Genomic DNA, 19,532 nt, shown 5'->3' with positions numbered 1-19,532 from the left:
AACAGGCTGTTAGCCCTAAAGGTCCGAAAATGTGCCTGTTAGCGATAACGGAACCGGTTTACATTTGGGCCGGTGCTGCTATGACGCGTGCAACCGACTGCAGCCATAGGAACGGGCCTCATGAGCACCATTATCGACATCCACGCACGCGAAATTCTGGACAGCCGGGGCAACCCGACAGTTGAGGTTGACGTGATTCTGGAAGACGGCACCATGGGCCGTGCTGCCGTGCCGTCCGGGGCATCAACCGGTGCCTATGAGGCAGTGGAAAAGCGCGACGGTGACAAAGCGCGTTACATGGGCAAGGGTGTTCTGGAAGCCGTTGCCGCCGTGAACGGTGAGATCGCCGAAGAACTGGTAGGTTTCGACGCGACCGAACAGGTGGCCATCGATCAGGCGATGATCGAGTTGGACGGGACCGAAAACAAAGGCCGTCTCGGTGCAAATGCCATTCTGGGTGTTTCGTTGGCCACAGCCAAGGCCGCGGCCGATTTCACAACCCAGCCGCTCTATCGCTATGTGGGCGGCACCTCGGCCCGTGTTCTGCCGGTTCCAATGATGAACATCATCAACGGGGGCGAACACGCAGATAACCCGATCGACATTCAGGAATTCATGATCATGCCGACCTCGGCCGCGAATATCCGCGAGGCGGTGCGCATGGGGTCCGAAGTGTTTCATACACTGAAGAAAGAGCTCTCGGCAGCTGGTCTGGCCACCGGTGTCGGTGATGAGGGTGGCTTTGCTCCGAACATCGCAAGCACCCGCGAAGCGCTGGATTTCATTCTGAAATCCATCGAAAAGGCGGGTTATAAGCCGGGCGAGGAAATCCATCTGGCGCTGGATTGCGCCGCGACTGAATACTTCAAAGACGGCAAATACGTTCTGGCGGGTGAGGGCACGACTCTGACTTCGGAAGAAAACGCCGCCTATCTGGCGGCGTTGGTCAACGACTATCCCATCATCTCGATCGAGGACGGCATGTCCGAAGATGACTGGGACGGCTGGAAAGCCCTGACCGACGCCATCGGTGACAAAGTACAGTTGGTGGGCGACGACCTGTTCGTGACCAACCCCGCACGTCTGGCCGAAGGGATCGAACGCGGCTGCGCCAACTCGATGCTGGTCAAGGTGAACCAGATCGGTTCGCTGACCGAGACTCTGCGCGCTGTCGATATGGCCCACCGCGCGCGTTACACCAACGTCATGTCCCACCGCTCGGGCGAGACCGAGGATGCAACCATCGCCGATCTGGCCGTGGCAACCAATTGCGGTCAGATCAAAACCGGCTCGTTGGCGCGGTCGGACCGGTTGGCTAAGTACAACCAACTGATCCGTATCGAGGAATCGCTGGGCGAGGTCGCGGAATACGCGGGCGCGTCGATCCTTCGCAAATAACACATCTGATGCTAGGCTGACCCTCGGACACAATCCGGGGGCCACGTCTTGCTAAAGATCATTGAACCAGAAACGCCGGACCAGTTGAACGCGGTTCGGCGTTTGTGTTGGGACTATCGGGATTTCCTGCTGACCTTGGATGAAAAATCCGTTCAGATCGTTCAGACCTTTTATCCAAAGGAAAAATACGCCCGTTTGATGGACAACATCGAGGTGGATCACGCACCGCCAAATGGTGGGATCAAGTTGGCTGTGTTGGAAGGTGAGCCGATTGGTTGCGGCATGTTTCATACAATCGCGCCGGGCGTGGCCGAGATAAAGCGGGTGTATGTAATTGATGCGGCAAGGGGATCTGGCGCGGGCCGTGCCATTATGTTGTCGCTGATTGAAACCTGCAGGGATCTTGGCTTTGACTATATCCGAATGGATACCGGAAAACCGCTGGAGGCAGCGACTCAATTATACCTGTCGTTGGGGTTTACCCTGCGCGACGCATACTCTGAGATTCCAGAAATCGCACGGGACCACCTGATTTTTTTCGAGATGTCGCTTACGAAACTCAAAAAAACTAAAAATAACGATAGTTGAATTTAATCAGTGTTTTAGCAACCAGGATTGCCCTGATCTGTTTACGAGAACCCTGCTTTAGTAAAGTTATGTGTGAACTTGTTACTAACCAAGTTCATTCTGAATGCAGTAATCTCGTTTCATTGCAGAAAGGGGAGTACGATGTCTGTATCAAAATTCCTTCTGATCATCACCGCAGCGTCCATCACAGTTCTGTCCGCTTGTTCCGAGCCGGGGACATATCCGATAACCGGAGAACCAGTTTCAGCGAACGATCCGGTTCAGGACATGAATCCAGCGAATATCTTCAGAGGCGAGTCGCGCTAAAGCGCTTTGCTCATCAGCATGTATCTGTCACGCGGTTTGAATCCGGTGCGCAGGTACAGTTTCTGAGCGGCCTCGCTGGTGCGGTCGACTTCCAAGTGCAATGCCGTCAATCCTGCTCCAGCCAGAGCTTTGGGCAGATCCAGCAAAACCTCGGTCGCGATACCGCGGCCACGAACGGCAGGACGGATATAGATTTCGTCCACGAAACCGTCCATGCCACCAAATTCGACCGACCAGCCGAAGGTCAGGATGATATACCCCAACGGTGCACGCCCCGGTCCGATCAGATAGACACAGCCATGAGGGATGCCTTCCAGTAAGGGGGCAAGGGCATTTCGGGTTTTGTCGGCGTCCTGTTCTATTCGCGCTTCGGCGTGAAACGCAGTGACCAGCGCCATCAAGCGGTCCAGATCTTCGGGGCGCGCAAGGCGCAGAGCGGCGCTCATAGTCGGCCCAGCCTTTCTGTCAGTAGCTCAAAGAAGCCATCCGCATCGAGATCACCGATGAACAGGGCGTTTGGTGCGCGGTCGGTTACGCCCCACCAATCGGCGACGGTCATACCCATGGTCAGTTCCGACCGGGTCTCAACCTCGACATTCACGTGGCGGCCCGAGAATAGCTCAGGCCGGATCAGATAAGCGGTCACGCAGGGGTCATGCAACGGTGCACCTGCGCTTCCGTATTTTTCCTTGTCGAAGCGCTCAAAAAAGTCGGTCATTTCAGCCACTGCAATGCCGACCTTGTTTCCCAATGCTCGGAACGCATCATTGCGGGGTTTGGTGACCAGCGCCTTATGCGTGACATCCAGGGGCATAACCACGATGGGCCTGCCGGATCGGAAAACGATATCAGCAGCTTCTGGATCGACGTGGATGTTGAATTCGGCTGTGGGTGTGATGTTGCCTACTTCGAAATATGCGCCCCCCATCAGCACGATTTCCTGCACCCGATCGACGATGTCGGGGGCCTTGCGGAACGCCATGGCGATGTTGGTCAGCGGCCCCAACGGGCAGAGTGTCACGGTGCCTGAGTCATGTTTGCGCAGTGTCTCGATGATGAAATCAACCGCATGTCCGTCTGCCAGCGGCATTTCAGGGTCCGGCAGAACGGGCCCGTCTAGCCCGGTTTTGCCGTGCACATGTTCTGCCGTGACCAAAGGGCGGATCAGGGGGCGATCACAACCCGCATAGACTGGAACACCCGTCTGCCCCGCTAGTTCGCAGACAATCCGTGCGTTCTTGGCAGTCAGCGACAAGGGCACATTCCCGGCGACGGCAGTAATACCCAGAACCTCGATCTCATCCGGACTGGCCAAGGCCAGCAGGATGGCGACGGCGTCGTCTTGTCCGGGGTCGGTATCGATGATGATTTTGCGCGGTGCCATTATGCCTCCGGGGTCTTGAAACGCGGACACTCGCAAGTGTCACCGCACTTGTCCAGCAGTTTCAGGCCCCGGTCGGCGCGTCCACCGGCGGGAGTTTGCCATTGGCGCGATGCTCGTCGGTTTTGACTTCGTCCCAAAGCGCATCCATCTCGGCAAGATCGCTTTGCGCGGGGGTCTTGCCCCGCTCGGCCAGACGGGCCTCGACCTGTTCAAAGCGGCGGGTGAACTTGGCATTGGTACGGCGCAGGGCGGCTTCGGGTTCGATACCCAGATGACGACCCAGATTGACCATCACAAACAGGAGATCACCGAATTCGTCCTCCAGCGCATCGGCGTCCATCTTGTCCCGCGCTTCTTCCAGTTCAGCCGCTTCTTCGGTGATCTTTGCCAACACATGGCTGGCATCGGGCCAGTCAAAGCCTACGCGTGCAGCGCGTTTTTGCAGTTTGTGCGCACGCAGCAGGGCGGGCAGGTTCGCCGCGACACCGTCCAACGCGCCCTTTTGTTCCTTGCCTGCACGCTCGGCGGCCTTGATCGCTTCCCAATCCTTGGTCTGCTGATCGGCTGACTTATCGCGGGATTCGTCGCCAAATACGTGGGGATGACGGCTGACCATCTTGTCCGACATGGTGCGGACCACGTCTTGAAAGGTGAAATGCCCGGCCTCTTCAGCCATTTGCGCGTGAAAGACAGATTGGAACAGAAGATCGCCCAGTTCTCCTTTCAGCTCATCATAAGCCTCGCGCTCAATGGCGTCGGCGACTTCATACGCCTCTTCAATAGTGTAGGGGGCAATCGTCGCGAAATCCTGTTCGATGTCCCAAGGGCAACCACTTTGCGGGTCGCGCAGGCGGCGCATGATTTCCAGTAACCGTTCGATACCAGCGTCGCTGTTGTGGATCAGAGGATTTTCAGCCATTGCGAACCCTTTCGTTCCGGTGTCAGATGCATCCATCCCGCAGTCCCGATCAGGAGTCCACCCCAGATGCCCGTCGTCAACCGAATTGCCGATTTCTCAGCCGATATGGCTGCGTGGCGTCAGCACTTGCACACGATCCCTGAACTGGAGTTCGAGTGCTATGAGACAGCCGCCTTTGTGGCCGAGCGTCTGCGCGAGTTCGGGGTGGATGAACTGCATGAGGGTATCGCCAAGACCGGAATGGTTGCGATCATCAACGGGCAGGGCGAGGGGCCGACCATCGGCCTGCGTGCGGATATGGATGCCCTGCCGATTCCAGAAGAAACAGGTGTCGAATATGCTTCGAAGAACCCAGGTAAGATGCACGCCTGCGGTCATGACGGCCACACCACAATGCTGTTGGGAGCGGCGCGCTATCTGGCCGAAACACGGAACTTCAGCGGTCGCGTGGCCCTGATCTTTCAGCCCGCCGAGGAAGAGGGCGGCGGTGCCGGGGTGATGGTCGAAGAAGGCATCATGGACCGGTTCGACATCTCGCAGGTTTACGGAATACACAACGACCCGGGAAACCCGGAAGGCGCTTTCTATACCACGGCGGGCCCGATTATGGCGGCGGTGGATTCGTTCGAGATTCATATACAGGGTGTCGGAGGGCATGGGGCGTTGCCGCATCTAACCAAAGACCCCGTTATGGCGGTCTGCGGTATTGCGCAGGCGATCCAGACCATCGTCAGCCGCAACCACTATGCAGTGGAAGATCTGGTGGTCTCGGTCACACAGATACACACGGGAACGGTTAACAACGTAATTCCGGACACTGCGTATCTGAATGGCACGGTGCGCACCTTTGACCCGTCCGTGCAGAAGATGGTCATGGAGCGGATGGAGCAGATCGTTCAGGGGCAGGCCGCGTCTTACGGGGTTGAGGCGCGGTTGGATTATCAGGTTGGGTATCCCGCGACGATCAATGATGTCGAAAAAACCGCTTTTGCTGCCGATGTTGCGCGCGAAGTCTCTGGGCCTGAACGCGTGGTCGACACTATGGGGCGCGATATGGGAGCCGAGGATTTTTCATACATGCTTCAGGAACGGCCCGGCGCGTATCTGTTCTTGGGGCAAGGCGATGGTGCAGGGCTGCACCATCCCAAGTACAACTTTAACGACGATATAGCGCCTATCGGCGCGTCCTTTTTCGCACGCATCGTGGAAAAGGCGCAGCCGTTGGGTTGATGGGGTAAACAAATGGCACTGGAAGACGCAAAAAACCAGGTGGACGAAGCGTTCACTAATCCCGATCTCAAAGGGTTGTCTTATGAGAACACTTTTGGCGGAGCGACCTCGTTTCTGCGGCGGCTTTATACCAAAGATCTGGACGGGGTGGACATCGCCGTGACCGGTGTACCCTTCGATCAGGCTGTCACCAACCGCCCCGGCACGCGCCTTGGCCCACGTGCAATCCGCGAGGCCAGCGCTCTGCAATCGCCCGATGCGCCCTATGGCTGGCCTTTTGATGCGCTCAGCGAACTGGCCATCGTGGACTACGGAGACATGGCTTATGACTATGCCAATATTCCGGCCTTTCCCGACACACTGACCGATCATATCCGCACCATTCTGGCGGCCGATGTAGCGTCTGTCACGCTGGGCGGGGACCACTATATCAGTTTCCCGATCCTGAAAGCCTATGCCGAGAAATACGGGCCGATGTCGTTGCTGCAATTCGATGCGCATACGGACACCTGGGCCGATGATGATATGTCCCGCGTTGATCACGGAACAATGTTCTACAAGGCAGTAAAGTCTGGGATCGTAGACCCAAAGCGCTCCGTTCAGGTGGGCATTCGCACCACCAATGAGGACACTTTGGGCGTCAACATCATCGACGCGCGCGAGGTCTATGAATCCGGCCCTGCCGCGGTCGCGCAGAAGATCAAAGGTATACTGGGTAACAGCCCAGTCTATCTGAGCTTTGACATCGACGGGCTGGACCCTGCCTTTGCGCCGGGCACCGGCACGCCGGTCTGGGGCGGGTTAAGTTCCATTCAGACACAGATCATCCTGCGCGACATTGCCGGGATTAACATCAAGGGCGGAGACGTGGTCGAGGTCTCTCCGCCTTTCGACACGTCGGGTGCAACAGCGATTGCCGGGGCGCATGTGGCGACGCAGATCATCTGCCTGCTGGGCTGGGACAAGTTGGCAAAGGCGAAAGAGTAAACCCGTTGGGATACGCGTTAACTTCTGGTTAGCCATACTTCCGGTATGTGCTGGAAGACGTGAAAAAAGGATGGGGCGGCACGCGCATGACAGAATTCAACCAACCGGTCAGTGGCAATGACTTGGCGCGATTTTCGGGGCCGAACACGTTTATGCGCCTTCCGCAGGCCGCTTCACTGGCAGGGCTGGACGTAGCGGTACTGGGGATTCCGATGGATATCGGCACCTCGTGGCGGTCGGGCACACGATTTGGCCCGAAACAGATCCGCAGCGAAAGCGCGATGATCCGGCCCTATAACATGGCCACGTCTGCGGCCCCGTTCGAAAGTCTGCAGATTGCCGATATTGGCGATCTGGCGATCAATACCTTCTCATTGTCGGACAGCCTGAGGATCATCAAAGAAAGCTATGATGCGATACTGGCAAAAAATGTGATCCCGGTCGCGATGGGGGGAGATCATTCGATCACATTGCCGATCCTGCGGGCGATTGCGGCAAAGCACGGGCCGGTGGCGCTGGTGCATGTGGATGCCCATGCGGACGTGAATGAAGAGATGTTTGGCGAAAAGGAAACCCACGGCACCGTTTTTCGCCGCGCGTATGAAGAGGGGCTGATCGTTCCCGACAAGACCTTTCAGATCGGCATTCGTGGATCTGGCTACGCGGCCTCAGACTTTACCGAGGCCAAGGATTGGGGTTTTCGCCAGTTTCCCGCTTGGGAGCTCTGGCAGCAGAACCTGACCCAAATCGGCTCGCAGATTCGCAAGACCATCGGCGAGCAACCGGTTTATATCACCTATGACATCGACAGCCTGGATCCTGCTTTTGCTCCGGGCACCGGCACACCCGAGATTGCGGGGCTGACAACACCACAAGCACTGCAACTGATCCATGCGCTGCAGGGGGTGAACGTGGTGGGATGTGATCTGGTCGAGGTCTCTCCGCCTTATGATCCGTCGGGCAACACGGCGCTTACAGCGGCGAACCTGATATACGAGATGCTGTGCATCCTACCGGGGGTGACGTCACGGTAAAGCGGGGCGGAATGGCTTGTCCCGGCGCTTGATCCGCATAGGGTTTCCCCAAAAGGATAATGCGGGATGAAAAAGATGGTTCTTTGGGGGGTATTCGCGCTTGTGATCGGGCTGGGCGCCTATATCCGACTGGCCCCATCCGACCCCGCGCACTGGAACATTGCGCCGGTCGCACCCGTGGATCAGGACCTGCCCGGCGGTGTGGTGCGCGTTGTCGAAACCGGTCCAGACGGTTTGCAGCGGCTGGACCAGATCATCCGCGCCACGCCCCGCACATCGGTGTTGGCAGGTTCCGTCGAAGCAGGCATGATCACCTACATCACCCGCACGAAATGGATCGGCTTTCCCGACTACACCACGGTTCAGCAGGACGGCAACTCTCTGCGCGTTCATGGCCGCTTGCGGTTTGGGCGCAAAGACTTTGGCGTGAACAAGGCGCGGGTTGATGGGTGGTTGAAACAGATGTGACTTTGCGCCTGTGGTTTAAGACGCCCCGTCCGGTGCTGCGTTTCCGAGGGGTGTACTTTGCAACCTTGATGACAGGCACCCTTCCTGAACCTCTCGCCACATGGGAACGTTCAGCGACATCTGACACTGCGCGGTGAACATGCGACCATCGACCTGCAGGCAGATCATCTCGCCCAACTCAATGCGAGACCCCGATGTATCGGTGCAATAGCAATCGCGGGTTTTACCGTCCGGGCCGACGTAATCGGCGAAAACCGGCGTGGATGTCAGCAGTAAAGCAAGCAAAATCCGTTTCATGACAGCGAGCTTAGCATGACGTTGCCCTTGACCAAAGCCCCGGGATGAGAGACACCGCCCGGATGATCCCTGAAGAACGTCTTGAACAGATCACCCAGCGTTTTCAATACCTCGAAGCAGCCATGGCCGATGGCGCGTCGGGGGGCGATATTGCGACGCTGGCCAAGGAATACTCCGACCTCAAGCCGGTGGTTGATCAGATCATGGCCTGGCGTCAGCTGGTCGCGGATCTGGCCGAGGCCGAGGCGATGCTGGCCGACCCGGATATGAAAGAACTGGCCGAGGAGGAAATCCCTCAGTTGCGGGCCAGTATTCTGGCGGCGGAACAAGCCCTGCAGCTGGCGCTGCTGCCAAAAGACGAAGCCGATGCGCGCCCGGCGATGCTGGAAATTCGTCCTGGGACCGGTGGGGATGAGGCCGCTTTGTTCGCAGGCGACCTCTTGCGCATGTACCAGCGCTATGCCGAGGCGCGGGGCTGGCGGTTTGAGATCATTGAGGAACAGGCTTCGGATTTGGGCGGCATTAAAGAGGTCGTGGCCCATATCAAGGGCGACAATGTGTTTGCCCGGATGAAATACGAATCTGGTGTGCACCGCGTGCAGCGCGTGCCCGAGACGGAAAGCGGTGGGCGCATTCATACCTCGGCTGCAACCGTGGCGGTTCTGCCGGAGGCCGAGGATGTGGACATTCAGATCGACGCAAATGACATAAGAATCGATACGATGCGCAGCTCGGGCGCGGGCGGGCAGCACGTGAACACCACCGACTCGGCGGTACGGATCACGCACCTTCCGACGGGGTTGGTTGTAACGAGTTCCGAGAAGTCTCAGCATCGAAACCGCGAGATTGCCATGCAGGTTCTGAAGACGCGGCTCTATGATCTGGAGCGGCAACGGATCGACAGTGAACGCTCGGCAGATCGGGCCAGTCAGGTGGGCTCGGGCGACCGCTCGGAACGTATTCGCACCTATAACTTCCCACAAGGTCGCATGACGGATCACCGGATCAACCTAACGCTCTATAAGCTTGATCAGGTGATGCAGGGCGATCTGGATGAGGTTATCGACGCGTTGACGGCTGATGATCAGGCGCGGCTGTTGGCCGAGATGGCGCAATGACCGGCCTGCAAACAGCGGCACAGGCCATGGTGGCGGCAACGGCCCGTTTGCGGGCGGCTGGCGTGGATGATCCTGCCCGGGATGCGCGCCTGCTGCTGGCCCACGCGGCGCGTATTGAAGCCAGCCGGGTAACACTGATTGCACCGGAAGAGTTGCAGCCCGAGATTGCCGAGCGTTATGACCAATTGATCTCGCTTCGCGCCATTCGGGTGCCGGTTTCACATTTGTTGGGCGAGCGCGAGTTTTATGGGCGCAAATTTCGGGTCAGCCGAGATGTGCTGGACCCACGCCCCGAAACTGAAACTTTGATAGAAGCAGCCCTGAGCGCGCCGTTTGATCATGTTCTGGACCTCGGTGTGGGGTCGGGGTGCATTCTGATCACGTTGTTGGCCGAGCGCACCAGTGCCTCAGGTGTTGGGGTCGATCTGAGCGAGGCGGCCTGTCTCCAGGCCAGCGCCAACGCCGTTGAGCATCATGTAGAGGGGCGGGTTGATATTGTACGTTCAAACTGGTTTGAGAACATTGATGGTCAATTTGACCTTATTGTTTCCAATCCCCCCTATGTCTCGGTCGAGGAAATGGCTGATCTGTCGCCGGAGGTGAAAGAGCACGAACCACGCATGGCTTTGACCGACGAAGGTGACGGGCTGGGCGCTTATCGGCGGATCGCTGCGTCGGCCCCGGATTTCCTGTTGCCGGGTGGGCGGATTCTTGTGGAAATTGGCCCAACGCAGGCAAAAAAAGTTGGCGCTTTGTTTGATGCGGCGGGGCTTGTTGATGTCCGGGTGATCCCTGATCTGGATGGGCGCGACCGTGTGGTTGGCGCAAAAATGCCGGGTTGATCGGCGAGATTGCGACCAAAAAGCGCTGCCCAGACTAAAAAAGCTGGTGAAAACCCGAGATTCCTCTTGTCTGCGCGCTCAGGACATGTTTACTCAGGATTAGTCGGCGAGGTTGATGCTGTTGCAGCTCACCCCTGACGCCAAGCCCAAAAAAGTCGAGATCCCGTCACGGCAAACGCCTCAGAGCAGTGCAAGAAACGGGTGGTTCGACAGCGAATTGACAAGGCTGACGTAAAGTAAGATGAGATCTTCCAAATCCCGCTCGCGGGCCAAGAATAACCGCAATCGTCCCTCCGGCGGCAACGTCGTAAACCGTGTTTTTGATAGCTCGGGCCCCGAGGGCAAGGTGCGTGGCACGCCGCAGCAGATCATTGACAAATACAACCAATTGGCTCGTGACGCGCAACTGTCCAATGACCGCGTGGCCGCCGAGAACTTTCAGCAGCACGCCGAGCATTATCTTCGGATGCTGAGTGAAGCGCAGCGCGAAATGGAAGCCCGCCGGGAAGAGCAAGAGCGCCAAAACCGCGAACGCCAGGCAGAGCGTGATCGCGAACGCGCCGAACGGCAGGAACGCGAAGCCGCCCGTCAGGCCGACCCGGCCGAAGCGCCGCAGCCGGATGTGATGGATTTTGCGGCGCCCGAGGCAACGCCGGAAAGCGGTCTGGTCGAGACACCGGAAAGCAAAGGCGCCGAACCTCCGGCACAGGAGAAAAAGGAAAAACCTGCGCGCAAACCGCGCACACGTAAGCCCAAACCGGCGCCAGCGGCGGAAGATGCCCCCAAAACCGATGGGGACGCACCGGAAGCGGCTGAATAAGCAAAAAAGCGGTTTGAACAAAAGCCCCGGTAGAGCCGGGGCTTTTTTGTTTTCAGGTCTTTTGAACTTCGCGGGCCAGCGCGCAGAATGCTTCCAGCGGGACTTGTTCGGCGCGTTCCGTGGGTTGTATGCCTGCGGCCAGCAAACGGTCTTCGATATTGGAGGCCACGCCCTTCAATGAAGCTCGCAACATCTTGCGGCGTTGATTGAAGGCCGCAGCTACAACGCGGGACAAGGTGGCAGCATCGGCGGGATAGCGGGGATCGGGCAGGGCGGACAGGTGAACCACGGCGCTGGACACCTTGGGCGGTGGGGTGAACGCGCCCGGGGGCAGCGACATGGCGATGCGCGCCTCAGCCCGCCATTGGGCGAGGATGGCGAGACGGCCATACGCTTTGCTGCCGGGTTGCGCGACGATGCGTTCAGCCACTTCTCGTTGGAACATCAGCGTCAGGCTTTGCCAGAATGGTGGCCACTCAGGTGGTGTTAGCCAACGGACCAGCAATTCGGTGCCCACGTTATAGGGCAGGTTGGCGGCAACACGGATCGGCGGTGTAAGGTATTCCAGCGGATTGATTTCCAGCGCATCGCCGTTGATGACCTGAAGCCGTCCGGGATAGGCGGCGGCGATGTCGTTCAGGGCAGCGATACAGCGCGTGTCTTTTTCCACTGCCACGACCTTGCGCGCGCCTTCAGACAAAAGCCCGCGTGTCAGGCCGCCGGGGCCAGGTCCGATTTCCAGCACATCACATTCTGTCAGGTCCCCGGCCTGGCGGGCGATCTTGGCGGTCAGGTTGAGGTCCAGCAGGAAGTTCTGACCCAGCGATTTGCGTGCTGAAAGCTGATGGGTTGCGATGACCTCGCGCAGCGGGGGAAGATTGTCGATAGCGCTCATGATCCAATTACCGTGACGCAAGGTGGAGGGAGTACGCCAGAGATTTTTTGCCTCCGGCGGAGGTATTTTCAGCCAGGTGAAGGGTCAAGTGCCATTAGCCATGCGTCGGGCAAGTTTCAGGGCTTCGATCAGGCTGGTGGGTGTAGCGATGCCCTTCCCGGCAATGTCCAGTGCGGTGCCGTGATCCGGGGAGGTGCGAATGAAGGGTAGACCGAGTGTCACGTTCACGCCACGGTCGAAATCCAGCGTTTTGATCGGGATCAGGGCCTGATCGTGATACATCGCAATGGCCGCGTCATAACGCGCGCGAGCAGCGGCGTGGAACAAAGTGTCCGCTGGGTGGGGGCCTGTAAGAGTTGCTCCGTCCGGATCAAGTTCAGCTATAAGCGAAGTAATCCAGTCGCCTTCCTCGGTGCCCATTTTGCCACCTTCGCCTGCATGGGGGTTGAGGCCAGTGATGGCGATGCGTGGGCTATCGATTCCGAACCGGTCACGCAGGCCACGCGCAGTGATTTGAATCGTTTCGCGCAGTAGGTCAGGGGTCAGGGCCGCAGGGACCTGAGACAGTGGAATATGGATAGTGGCGGGCACGACCCGCAGTTGATCGCTGGCCAGCATCATCACGACCCTTTTTGTGCCAGAGAGGGCCGCGAGAAATTCGGTATGGCCGGGATAGGTGAACCCGGCCCCGTCGATCAGAGCTTTTTTGTGGATAGGCGCGGTGCAAAGCGCGGCTGCATCGCCCGTTTTGACCAACTCAACACCCGTTTCGATGGCATCAATCACCGAGGGCGCGTTGGCGGGGTCGGGTTGGCCGGGCACGTTGGGGGCCGGGAAATCCAATTGCAGGACCGGCAGTGCCTGCTCGCAGGAGGCAACGGCCTGAGATGGGTGTTCGATTTGCGCGACAGGCGTGTCAGCAGGCAGGTGGCTGACATCTCCGATATAGAAAAACGGGCAAGTGCCGCGCAGCTGGGCCCAGGCTTTGGCAGCGATTTCAGGGCCGATCCCGGCCGGTTCGCCGCAGCTGAGCGCAATCGGACGTGTCATTCCTGAATGATGACGGCATCGGCCCGCAGCTGTTCCACCAGGCTTTCGGCAAATGCCTGAAGGCGCTGTTGGGCTAGGGCGTTTGCCACATCCGCGCGCGAGGTGTTTTCACCCAGATCGCGCGTGCGATTGCACAGCATCAGGAACATCAGCGTCTGGCCGTTGTTGCGGGTGAGGTTGGTCGATACCTCAAAGCGGTCCAGCTTGGCCAATTCGACGGCAACGTCACGCGGTACCTGGGAAGGGGCGGCGTCGATGCGTTCCAATACTTCGGAGGGCTGATCTTTGGCGATGCCGTACAGGTCATCACAGGTGTCGATCTCTTCCTTCAGGCGTGCAGCTTGTGACAGAGCGTCGGCGCTGCGCCCTCCGGCGATGTAATAGATTGCATAATCCAGCGTCGAGATTGGAGCCGCCGAAGTTGCAACTTCACGCAGGCCACGCATCTGGAACAGGGCCACAGCATTGGGCAGCGAGATCGGCTCGGTAATCTCGCCGTTTTGCAGACGCAGGATGACCGGTTGCAGGGCGGGGGGGAGGTCGGTGATGTTCAACCATTCCAACCGACCGCCCTGATCTCGGGTGGCTGCGGCCGAATACTGTGCGGCGGCGGCTGAAAAGGCATCAATGCCTTCCAAGCGCGAGATTTCCTGAGCCAGAAGCTCGGTCTGAGCAACGGTTTGCTGGTTCACCGGGATGATAATTTCCGACAAAAGGACCTGAAGGCCACCGCCTCCGGTCTGCCCCAGAGCGCGGTCAATTTCATCCTCAGTGGGGCGGGCCTGAGACAGATAGCGTGAGCTGATATAGTCGCGCCAGGCCAGCTGGTCCGCCACATAGTCGCGTACGGTTTCTGGGTCAACGCCCGACTCGCCCAGCAATTTCAGGAACTGTTCTGAAGATAACTGGCCTCGCGACGCAAACTCGTCGATGCCCAGTTGAACGGCCTCGGGGGTAGCCTGCACGCCGGCCTCGCGCATGACCTGTTGGCGCAGTTTCGCATCAATGAGAGCGTCTCGCACATCAGCTTCGCTGCCGCCAGGCAGGCCCAACACGTTCAGAAATTGCAGGCGTTGTTCCAGTTCATACCAGGTTACGATGTCTTGGTTGACCCGGATTGCAGGAGAAAACAGGCTTTGTGCCACGGCCTGCGAGCCCGCAATTGCAAAAACTGCGGCGGTGAGAACCGGCGCGGCCGGTTTAAGCCAACCGGAACGAAGAAACCTGGAGAAACCTGATATCAACTGCATCTTCTCTTGTATGTCTTGCCACCGCCTTCGACGGAGTACCCTGTCAGTGACAGGGTAAAGCCGAATTCTGTCGAAGGCTCAATAGTAGATGTTGAAGTAAAGCGCCGGCTTACAGACATGTTAACCTGCACGCATTCGTTGAGGTATGTCACGCCCAAACCCAGACGGATCGGTTCGGATTGGCCAAGATCATAGCGGGCCAGAGCATTTGTCCGCCAGTTCTCGTCGACCTGATACCGGCCTACAAGCCAAATTTCCGATATCTCATCGACGATGTTTTCGGCGGGATCGGGTTCCTGCCAGACATAGCTGCCGGAAATCCTCGCGAACTCGTTCGACCATGCGCCGCGCAATTCAGCTTTGACAAAGCTGAAATCACTGTCGATCAGTCCACGCCCACTCAGTGACCAGCCATTGTTGGTTCTGATCTGTCCGGCAACCAGCAGATCTGATGTGGTGCCCTGCAACCCCGAAGTCAGAGTGAAGTTCGGATCGGCATCTGCCCGAAACACTTGACCCACGGTGGCCAAGGCCTGCCAGCCGTCCACGCCGTAACGGGCCCAGTTCAGACCAACGACTCCGGTCGCGCCATCTTCGCGCTGATCCTCTGCTGGAAAACGAGAGAGCGCAAGCAGGTTGCCCTGATCAAACTCCTGAAAGGTGCTCTCGTCATTTGGCACATCCGTATCCGAGACATGCGTCCATCCGATCTGAGCAATGGGTTCAAGGAATTGAACTGCGCCGGATTGCTCGCGTCGCGTCGTGGGATAGCGCAGGGTCAGGGCAGCTCTGGGGGTAGAACGCGTGACTTGCGAGGGGAAGTTGCTGTCGTTTCGAATGTTAAACGTATCGACGGACGCGCCCAGAGTTGCATCGGCGCGTAGGCCCGAAGCGAAGGTCCAGCTGCGCAGCCATTCGGCGTCAAACGTGGCGCGGGCGATGTCGCGGCCGATTACATCCACGTCGCTGGTACGCTCATGTGCATGGCCGACAAAGGCCAATCGCACTTCGCCGCCCAACGCGTTGGGAAAGAAACGCTTTTCGTAATTCAGATCGAAAACACGCGACGGAATCTCGTTTTGGTTTTCGCTTTCTCGAAGCGTTTTGTAGTAGATCAGGCTTGTCTTGAAGGCAGTATCACGTTTGATCCGCTCCAAAGCAACTTCGCTTCGCAAACGGTCCGGGTCAGGAAGGCCGTAGTCCACCAGATACGCGTCGTCCGAAGTGGTTTGCACTTGGAAGGTCAGTCGGAAATCATTTTTTAGGTTGAACCAACCGTTTGCGAAAAGGTAGCCGCGATCCTGGTCTGGCTGAATGTCATCGCGCGTATAGGCGCCTTCCAGCTGAATACGCCCGTTCACAAAGGCCTGGCGGTATCTGTAGCCCAACGTTGTTGTTTTGCCTGATACATAAGGTGTCAGTGTCAGGTCCTTGTGGTCCCCGAGTTTGAAGAAATACGGAATCTGCACGCCTGTTCCCAACTGCGACGTGCTGCGGATCGATGGCACAAGAAAACCGGTCGCGCGGTCCAGTGTGGGGTCGGGCAGTCGCAGATAAGGAAAATAGAAGATAGGGTAGTCCAACACCCGAAGCTGCGCGCCTTCGAAATACAACTGCCGTTCCAATTGGTCATGAGTGACGCGGCGGGCCCGAATCTGCCAGATTGGCGGCCTGCCATTGGCGCAGACATGGCAAGAGGTGGCCGAGACTTTGCTGAATTGCGTGTAACGCCCGGCTGTTCGCTTTGCCTGAACAGATGCGATCTGGACCTGTTGTTCAAAGACCATGCGCGCGCCGACCAGCAAACCGTTCTGAATACCGCTGTCCAGCTGTCCCGAATCCGCAAGCAACGTTGTCTGACCGCCCTGATCGATGCGGATAGGGCCGTCCAGCGTCAGTTCGCCTGTTTCTCGGTCATATGTGATGCGTTGGGCAGACAGTTTGATGTCGCCCTGAAAGGCCTCGACATTTCCTTCGGCTACCAGCTTTCTTTCAGGCGTAATAAAAACCTTGTCGGCCACCAGCAGCGCTGGCTGTTCCTGAGCCTGTGTGTCTTGTGCCTGTGTCGGGGTGGATTGGGCCACAAGTACAGCGGGCACGGAAAGCGTCACTGCACTGGTCAACACAACATAAAGGAGGCGCCGCATCAGCCATCCTCCGCGTGAAGCAATAGGCCCAATGAGAGCAGAATAGCGGCAAAGGGCGGTGCCCAGGCAGCGATATATGTGGACAATTGTCCGTTTTCCCCAAGGATTTGCGCAAAGTTGCGAACGAAGTAGACGGCGAAACCAAGCAAGACCGCTGTCAGCACCGCGATTCCGGTGCCGCCAAATCGGACGTGGCGCATGGTGAAGGCTGCTCCGATCAGGACCATCGAGACCAGAAAGAATGGGCGTGCCAGTTGAACTTGTAACCAAACCTCATATTGCTTGGTCGAAAAGCCGGCCTCGCGCAGGTCCGCGATCAGTTGGGGCAGGTCATAGACTGACACGGAATCCTGTTGCCCGAGCGTATCCAATATGCGCTGGCGGGTCAGCGAAGTCGGCAGTTCCAGGCGGTCATGAACAACGGAACTGGCTTCGGGGTTCTGCCCTTCCTGCATGGTCCAGATCTTGGCGTTGGACAAGACCCACCTGCCATCTTCCAACTCGGCTCGATCAGCGATGATCTGTTGGGTGGGTTTGCCATCGCGGGCGAAGGTAATCACGGTCACATCGTCCAACCCAAGCGAATCCCCGTTAGAGGTTCCGCGCGCATGGATCACCGCTTGACCGTTTTCCGCTGATTGGCGCAGCCATAACCCTTCGCTACTGATGGACAGGGCCGAACTGCCGTTATTCTTGTAGGAATCTGAAAGGCGTTGGAATTCTTCTGAAGTTGCGGCGGCAATCGGATTCAGCAAGGCTACGGCCAGCGCGCCGATGATCAGCGCAAGAAGCACAGGTGCCACCAGCGCACGAATACCCGAGCGACCGGTCGCGCGTGTCACCACCAGTTCTGAAGTGCGCGCAAGCCCGACGAACAGAGCGATCGTAGACAGGATGATCAGCAGGGGAAGCATTTCGCTGATCGCTGCCGGTGTGTTCAGAAGAGTCAGTTGCAGCAACTGCCCAAAAGACAGGTCGTAATCGTCAAACCGGCGAATCTGTTCGATCAGGTCGATGAGAATCATCAGGGTCAGAAAGATGCCGCCAATGACCAGAAAGCTCTGCATGAAACGACGGGCGAAATAACGGTCGAGGATCACGGGCAACACCCCGCGAAGCTTGCAGAACGGGCATACGGGCGGTCCGCGCGCGCGCGGAAATTCCTGCGCAACGGCTTATGCCTGCCCTCTCGTGCCACGTCTTTCTCCCCCGAGCCTGCCGGTTATTTTTTCGAGACCTTAATGCAATTGAGGCCCGGGGAAAACTGCTATCTGGTCAAGCGGTGCTACGCGGGCTAGGTCTTGGGGAACAGAGTTTGAGGAGTTTACAATGAGCAGTCTGGTACCGATCCTCTTTCAAGAGTTCGACTTGGATGCGATGGCGCAGGCCGAAGGCCGGGTGGTCATCATCATTCCGTCCGACGGCAAGATGAACCCCGCTGCCCGTCGGGCCAATCGCCTGACAAAAGGGGCAGTGGCGCGATTGGTCGAAAGTGGGTCGTTCGAAAAAGCCAAAGCCGCTGATGTGATCTCGCTGGCCTGGCCCGCGGGAATGGCCGCCGAGGCGCTGGACGTTCTGGTGCTGCCGCGCCGCCCGGAAGCGGACGAAGCGCGCAAGGCAGGGTCAGCGCTGGCCAAGCTGGCGGGCGGCAAAGACATGCTTTTGATGGTCGGCAATCAGGTGCGCACTGACGAACTTGCTTTGGGCATCGCTTTGCGCAGCTACGACTTTGACGCGCACAAGACCAAAGAAAGCGACAGCTTGGGCACGGTCACGATCAGTCATTCCAAACCGGACGAAGCCGAGGCCGAATTTGCCCCGCTTTACGCAATTGCTGACGGTGTACGTATGACTCGGGATCTGACCAACGAGCCCGCAAATGTTCTGACAACCACCGAATTCGCCGATCGTCTGGTCGAGATGCAGGAACTGGGTCTTGAGGTCGAAGTTCTGGACGAAGACAAACTTGCGGAACTGGGGATGCGCACATTGCTGAGCGTTGGGCAGGGCTCGGACAGCCCGTCCAAAGTGGTCATCATGCACTGGAAGGGGGGTGACAAGGGCGATGCGCCGCTGGCTCTGGTTGGCAAAGGTGTGGTGTTTGACACCGGGGGTATCTCGCTGAAGCCCGCGGGCGGTATGGAAGAGATGACCATGGATATGGGTGGCGCAGGTGTTGTCGCCGGAACCATGCGCGCGCTGGCCAAGCGCAAGGCCAAGGCCAATGTCGTTGGTCTGGTTGGATTGGTCGAGAACATGCCCTCAGGCAATGCCACGCGCCCCGGCGATGTGGTCAAATCGATGAAAGGCGATACGGTCGAGATCATCAATACCGATGCCGAGGGTCGTTTGGTTCTATGTGACGTCATGTGGTACGCGCAAGAACGGTTCAGCCCCGTTGGCATGATAGATCTGGCCACTCTGACAGGTGCGATCATCATCGGGCTAGGGCACGAGAATGCCGGTGTATTCTCAAACAACGACACGTTCTGTGATGCCTTCCTGAAATCGGCCAAAGCCGAAGACGAGGGCGCGTGGCGGATGCCGTTGGGCGATGCCTATGACAAGTTGCTGAAATCGCGCATTGCCGACATGAAGAATGTGGGTGGTCGGCCTGCGGGGTCGATTACCGCCGCGCAGTTCCTGCAACGGTTTGTCAAAGAAGAAACGCCCTGGATTCACCTGGACATTGCGGGGGTGGCCTCAGTGTCCGCTGAGACATCTTATGCACCCAAAGGCGCCACCGGTTGGGGTGTTCGCGCGCTGAGCCGGTTTGTGCAGGACAATTTCGAGTAAGCA

Annotated in this window: 20 protein-coding genes; 11 read left to right on the top strand and 9 right to left on the bottom strand. The window is 58.1% G+C overall.

The genetic code is table 11. From position 1 onward, the window contains the following. Nucleotides 1-120 precede the first annotated feature (120 nt). From eno to GOV89_RS05545, 3 genes are all read left to right on the top strand, one after another. Entirely contained in the window at nucleotides 121-1,398 is a 1,278-nt protein-coding gene (gene eno, locus GOV89_RS05555) for a phosphopyruvate hydratase (RefSeq protein WP_171237719.1), read from the top strand. 135 nt (nucleotides 1,399-1,533) lie between these two features. Beyond that, nucleotides 1,534-1,986, top strand: a complete 453-nt coding sequence (locus GOV89_RS05550; protein ID WP_254451497.1) for a GNAT family N-acetyltransferase — start codon at nucleotides 1,534-1,536, stop codon at nucleotides 1,984-1,986. A 141-nt stretch (nucleotides 1,987-2,127) separates the two neighbouring features. Continuing rightward, a complete protein-coding gene (locus GOV89_RS05545) occupies nucleotides 2,128-2,292 on the top strand; it encodes a hypothetical protein (RefSeq protein ID WP_171179830.1) in 165 nt (54 codons plus the stop codon). Here the strand turns inward: GOV89_RS05545 and GOV89_RS05540 are convergent. From GOV89_RS05540 to mazG, 3 genes are all read right to left on the bottom strand, one after another. Beyond that, nucleotides 2,289-2,738, bottom strand: a complete 450-nt coding sequence (locus GOV89_RS05540) for a GNAT family N-acetyltransferase (protein ID WP_171179832.1) — start codon at nucleotides 2,736-2,738, stop codon at nucleotides 2,289-2,291. The two genes, GOV89_RS05545 and GOV89_RS05540, sit on opposite strands and share 4 nt — an antisense overlap. Continuing rightward, the gene (locus GOV89_RS05535; protein ID WP_171237717.1) at nucleotides 2,735-3,676 is read right to left on the bottom strand and encodes a nucleoside hydrolase; all 942 of its coding nucleotides are present in this window, start codon (nucleotides 3,674-3,676) and stop codon (nucleotides 2,735-2,737) included. The genes GOV89_RS05540 and GOV89_RS05535 overlap by 4 nt, the downstream gene beginning before the upstream one ends. A 61-nt stretch (nucleotides 3,677-3,737) precedes the next feature. Then, nucleotides 3,738-4,595, bottom strand: coding sequence for a nucleoside triphosphate pyrophosphohydrolase (mazG, locus tag GOV89_RS05530; protein WP_171237850.1), 858 nt, complete (start codon nucleotides 4,593-4,595; stop codon nucleotides 3,738-3,740). 66 nt (nucleotides 4,596-4,661) lie between these two features. Between mazG and GOV89_RS05525 the strand changes: the two genes are divergently transcribed. The 4 genes from GOV89_RS05525 (at nucleotide 4,662) to GOV89_RS05510 (ending at nucleotide 8,314) form a co-directional block, all read left to right on the top strand. Then, a complete protein-coding gene (locus GOV89_RS05525; protein WP_171179838.1) occupies nucleotides 4,662-5,825 on the top strand; it encodes a M20 aminoacylase family protein in 1,164 nt (387 codons plus the stop codon). Nucleotides 5,826-5,837: 12 nt separating this feature from the next. Further along, nucleotides 5,838-6,812: an agmatinase gene (speB, locus tag GOV89_RS05520; RefSeq protein ID WP_171179841.1), complete on the top strand. Its 975-nt coding sequence runs from the start codon at nucleotides 5,838-5,840 to the stop codon at nucleotides 6,810-6,812. An 86-nt stretch (nucleotides 6,813-6,898) separates the two neighbouring features. Beyond that, complete coding sequence (gene speB, locus GOV89_RS05515; protein ID WP_171179843.1) at nucleotides 6,899-7,846, top strand: agmatinase; 948 nt, start codon at nucleotides 6,899-6,901, stop codon at nucleotides 7,844-7,846. A gap of 66 nt (nucleotides 7,847-7,912) precedes the next feature. After that, nucleotides 7,913-8,314 (top strand): DUF1499 domain-containing protein, encoded by a 402-nt coding sequence (locus GOV89_RS05510; RefSeq protein WP_171179845.1) that lies wholly within the window; start codon nucleotides 7,913-7,915, stop codon nucleotides 8,312-8,314. A 15-nt stretch (nucleotides 8,315-8,329) separates the two neighbouring features. Here GOV89_RS05510 and GOV89_RS05505 read toward each other — a convergent pair whose 3' ends face one another. Beyond that, nucleotides 8,330-8,611, bottom strand: coding sequence for a hypothetical protein (locus GOV89_RS05505; protein WP_171179847.1), 282 nt, complete (start codon nucleotides 8,609-8,611; stop codon nucleotides 8,330-8,332). A 62-nt stretch (nucleotides 8,612-8,673) separates the two neighbouring features. On the opposite strand from GOV89_RS05505, the gene prfA reads away from it, so the two are divergent. The 3 genes from prfA (at nucleotide 8,674) to GOV89_RS05490 (ending at nucleotide 11,391) form a co-directional block, all read left to right on the top strand. Beyond that, complete coding sequence (gene prfA, locus GOV89_RS05500; protein ID WP_171237849.1) at nucleotides 8,674-9,729, top strand: peptide chain release factor 1; 1,056 nt, start codon at nucleotides 8,674-8,676, stop codon at nucleotides 9,727-9,729. Then, complete coding sequence (gene prmC, locus GOV89_RS05495) at nucleotides 9,726-10,571, top strand: peptide chain release factor N(5)-glutamine methyltransferase (protein ID WP_171237716.1); 846 nt, start codon at nucleotides 9,726-9,728, stop codon at nucleotides 10,569-10,571. Before prfA ends, prmC begins: the two co-directional genes overlap by 4 nt. A 241-nt stretch (nucleotides 10,572-10,812) precedes the next feature. Next, nucleotides 10,813-11,391, top strand: a complete 579-nt coding sequence (locus GOV89_RS05490) for a DUF4167 domain-containing protein (RefSeq protein ID WP_171179851.1) — start codon at nucleotides 10,813-10,815, stop codon at nucleotides 11,389-11,391. Between the two features lie 52 nt (nucleotides 11,392-11,443). Here GOV89_RS05490 and rsmA read toward each other — a convergent pair whose 3' ends face one another. The 5 genes from rsmA to lptG all read right to left on the bottom strand — a co-directional run bounded on the left by rsmA (nucleotide 11,444) and on the right by lptG (nucleotide 17,833). After that, nucleotides 11,444-12,286, bottom strand: a complete 843-nt coding sequence (gene rsmA / locus GOV89_RS05485; protein ID WP_171237715.1) for a 16S rRNA (adenine(1518)-N(6)/adenine(1519)-N(6))-dimethyltransferase RsmA — start codon at nucleotides 12,284-12,286, stop codon at nucleotides 11,444-11,446. Nucleotides 12,287-12,370: 84 nt separating this feature from the next. Then, entirely contained in the window at nucleotides 12,371-13,336 is a 966-nt protein-coding gene (gene pdxA, locus GOV89_RS05480) for a 4-hydroxythreonine-4-phosphate dehydrogenase PdxA (RefSeq protein WP_171237714.1), read from the bottom strand. After that, complete coding sequence (locus GOV89_RS05475; protein ID WP_171234418.1) at nucleotides 13,333-14,586, bottom strand: peptidylprolyl isomerase; 1,254 nt, start codon at nucleotides 14,584-14,586, stop codon at nucleotides 13,333-13,335. The genes pdxA and GOV89_RS05475 overlap by 4 nt, the downstream gene beginning before the upstream one ends. Next, nucleotides 14,577-16,733, bottom strand: coding sequence for an LPS-assembly protein LptD (locus tag GOV89_RS05470; protein WP_171179859.1), 2,157 nt, complete (start codon nucleotides 16,731-16,733; stop codon nucleotides 14,577-14,579). Before GOV89_RS05470 ends, GOV89_RS05475 begins: the two co-directional genes overlap by 10 nt. Beyond that, nucleotides 16,733-17,833, bottom strand: coding sequence for an LPS export ABC transporter permease LptG (gene lptG, locus GOV89_RS05465; RefSeq protein WP_171234417.1), 1,101 nt, complete (start codon nucleotides 17,831-17,833; stop codon nucleotides 16,733-16,735). The genes GOV89_RS05470 and lptG overlap by 1 nt, the downstream gene beginning before the upstream one ends. A gap of 229 nt (nucleotides 17,834-18,062) precedes the next feature. On the opposite strand from lptG, the gene GOV89_RS05460 reads away from it, so the two are divergent. Further along, on the top strand, nucleotides 18,063-19,529 hold the full coding sequence (locus GOV89_RS05460; RefSeq protein WP_171237713.1) for a leucyl aminopeptidase: 1,467 nt from the start codon (nucleotides 18,063-18,065) through the stop codon (nucleotides 19,527-19,529). The last annotated feature ends 3 nt before the right edge of the window (nucleotides 19,530-19,532 follow it).

This window comes from Ruegeria sp. HKCCA5763 (assembly GCF_013034545.1).
Taxonomy (GTDB): domain Bacteria; phylum Pseudomonadota; class Alphaproteobacteria; order Rhodobacterales; family Rhodobacteraceae; genus Ruegeria.
The sequence above is the reverse complement of the archived record's forward strand: the minus strand, read 5'-3'. Positions and strand labels throughout refer to the sequence as shown.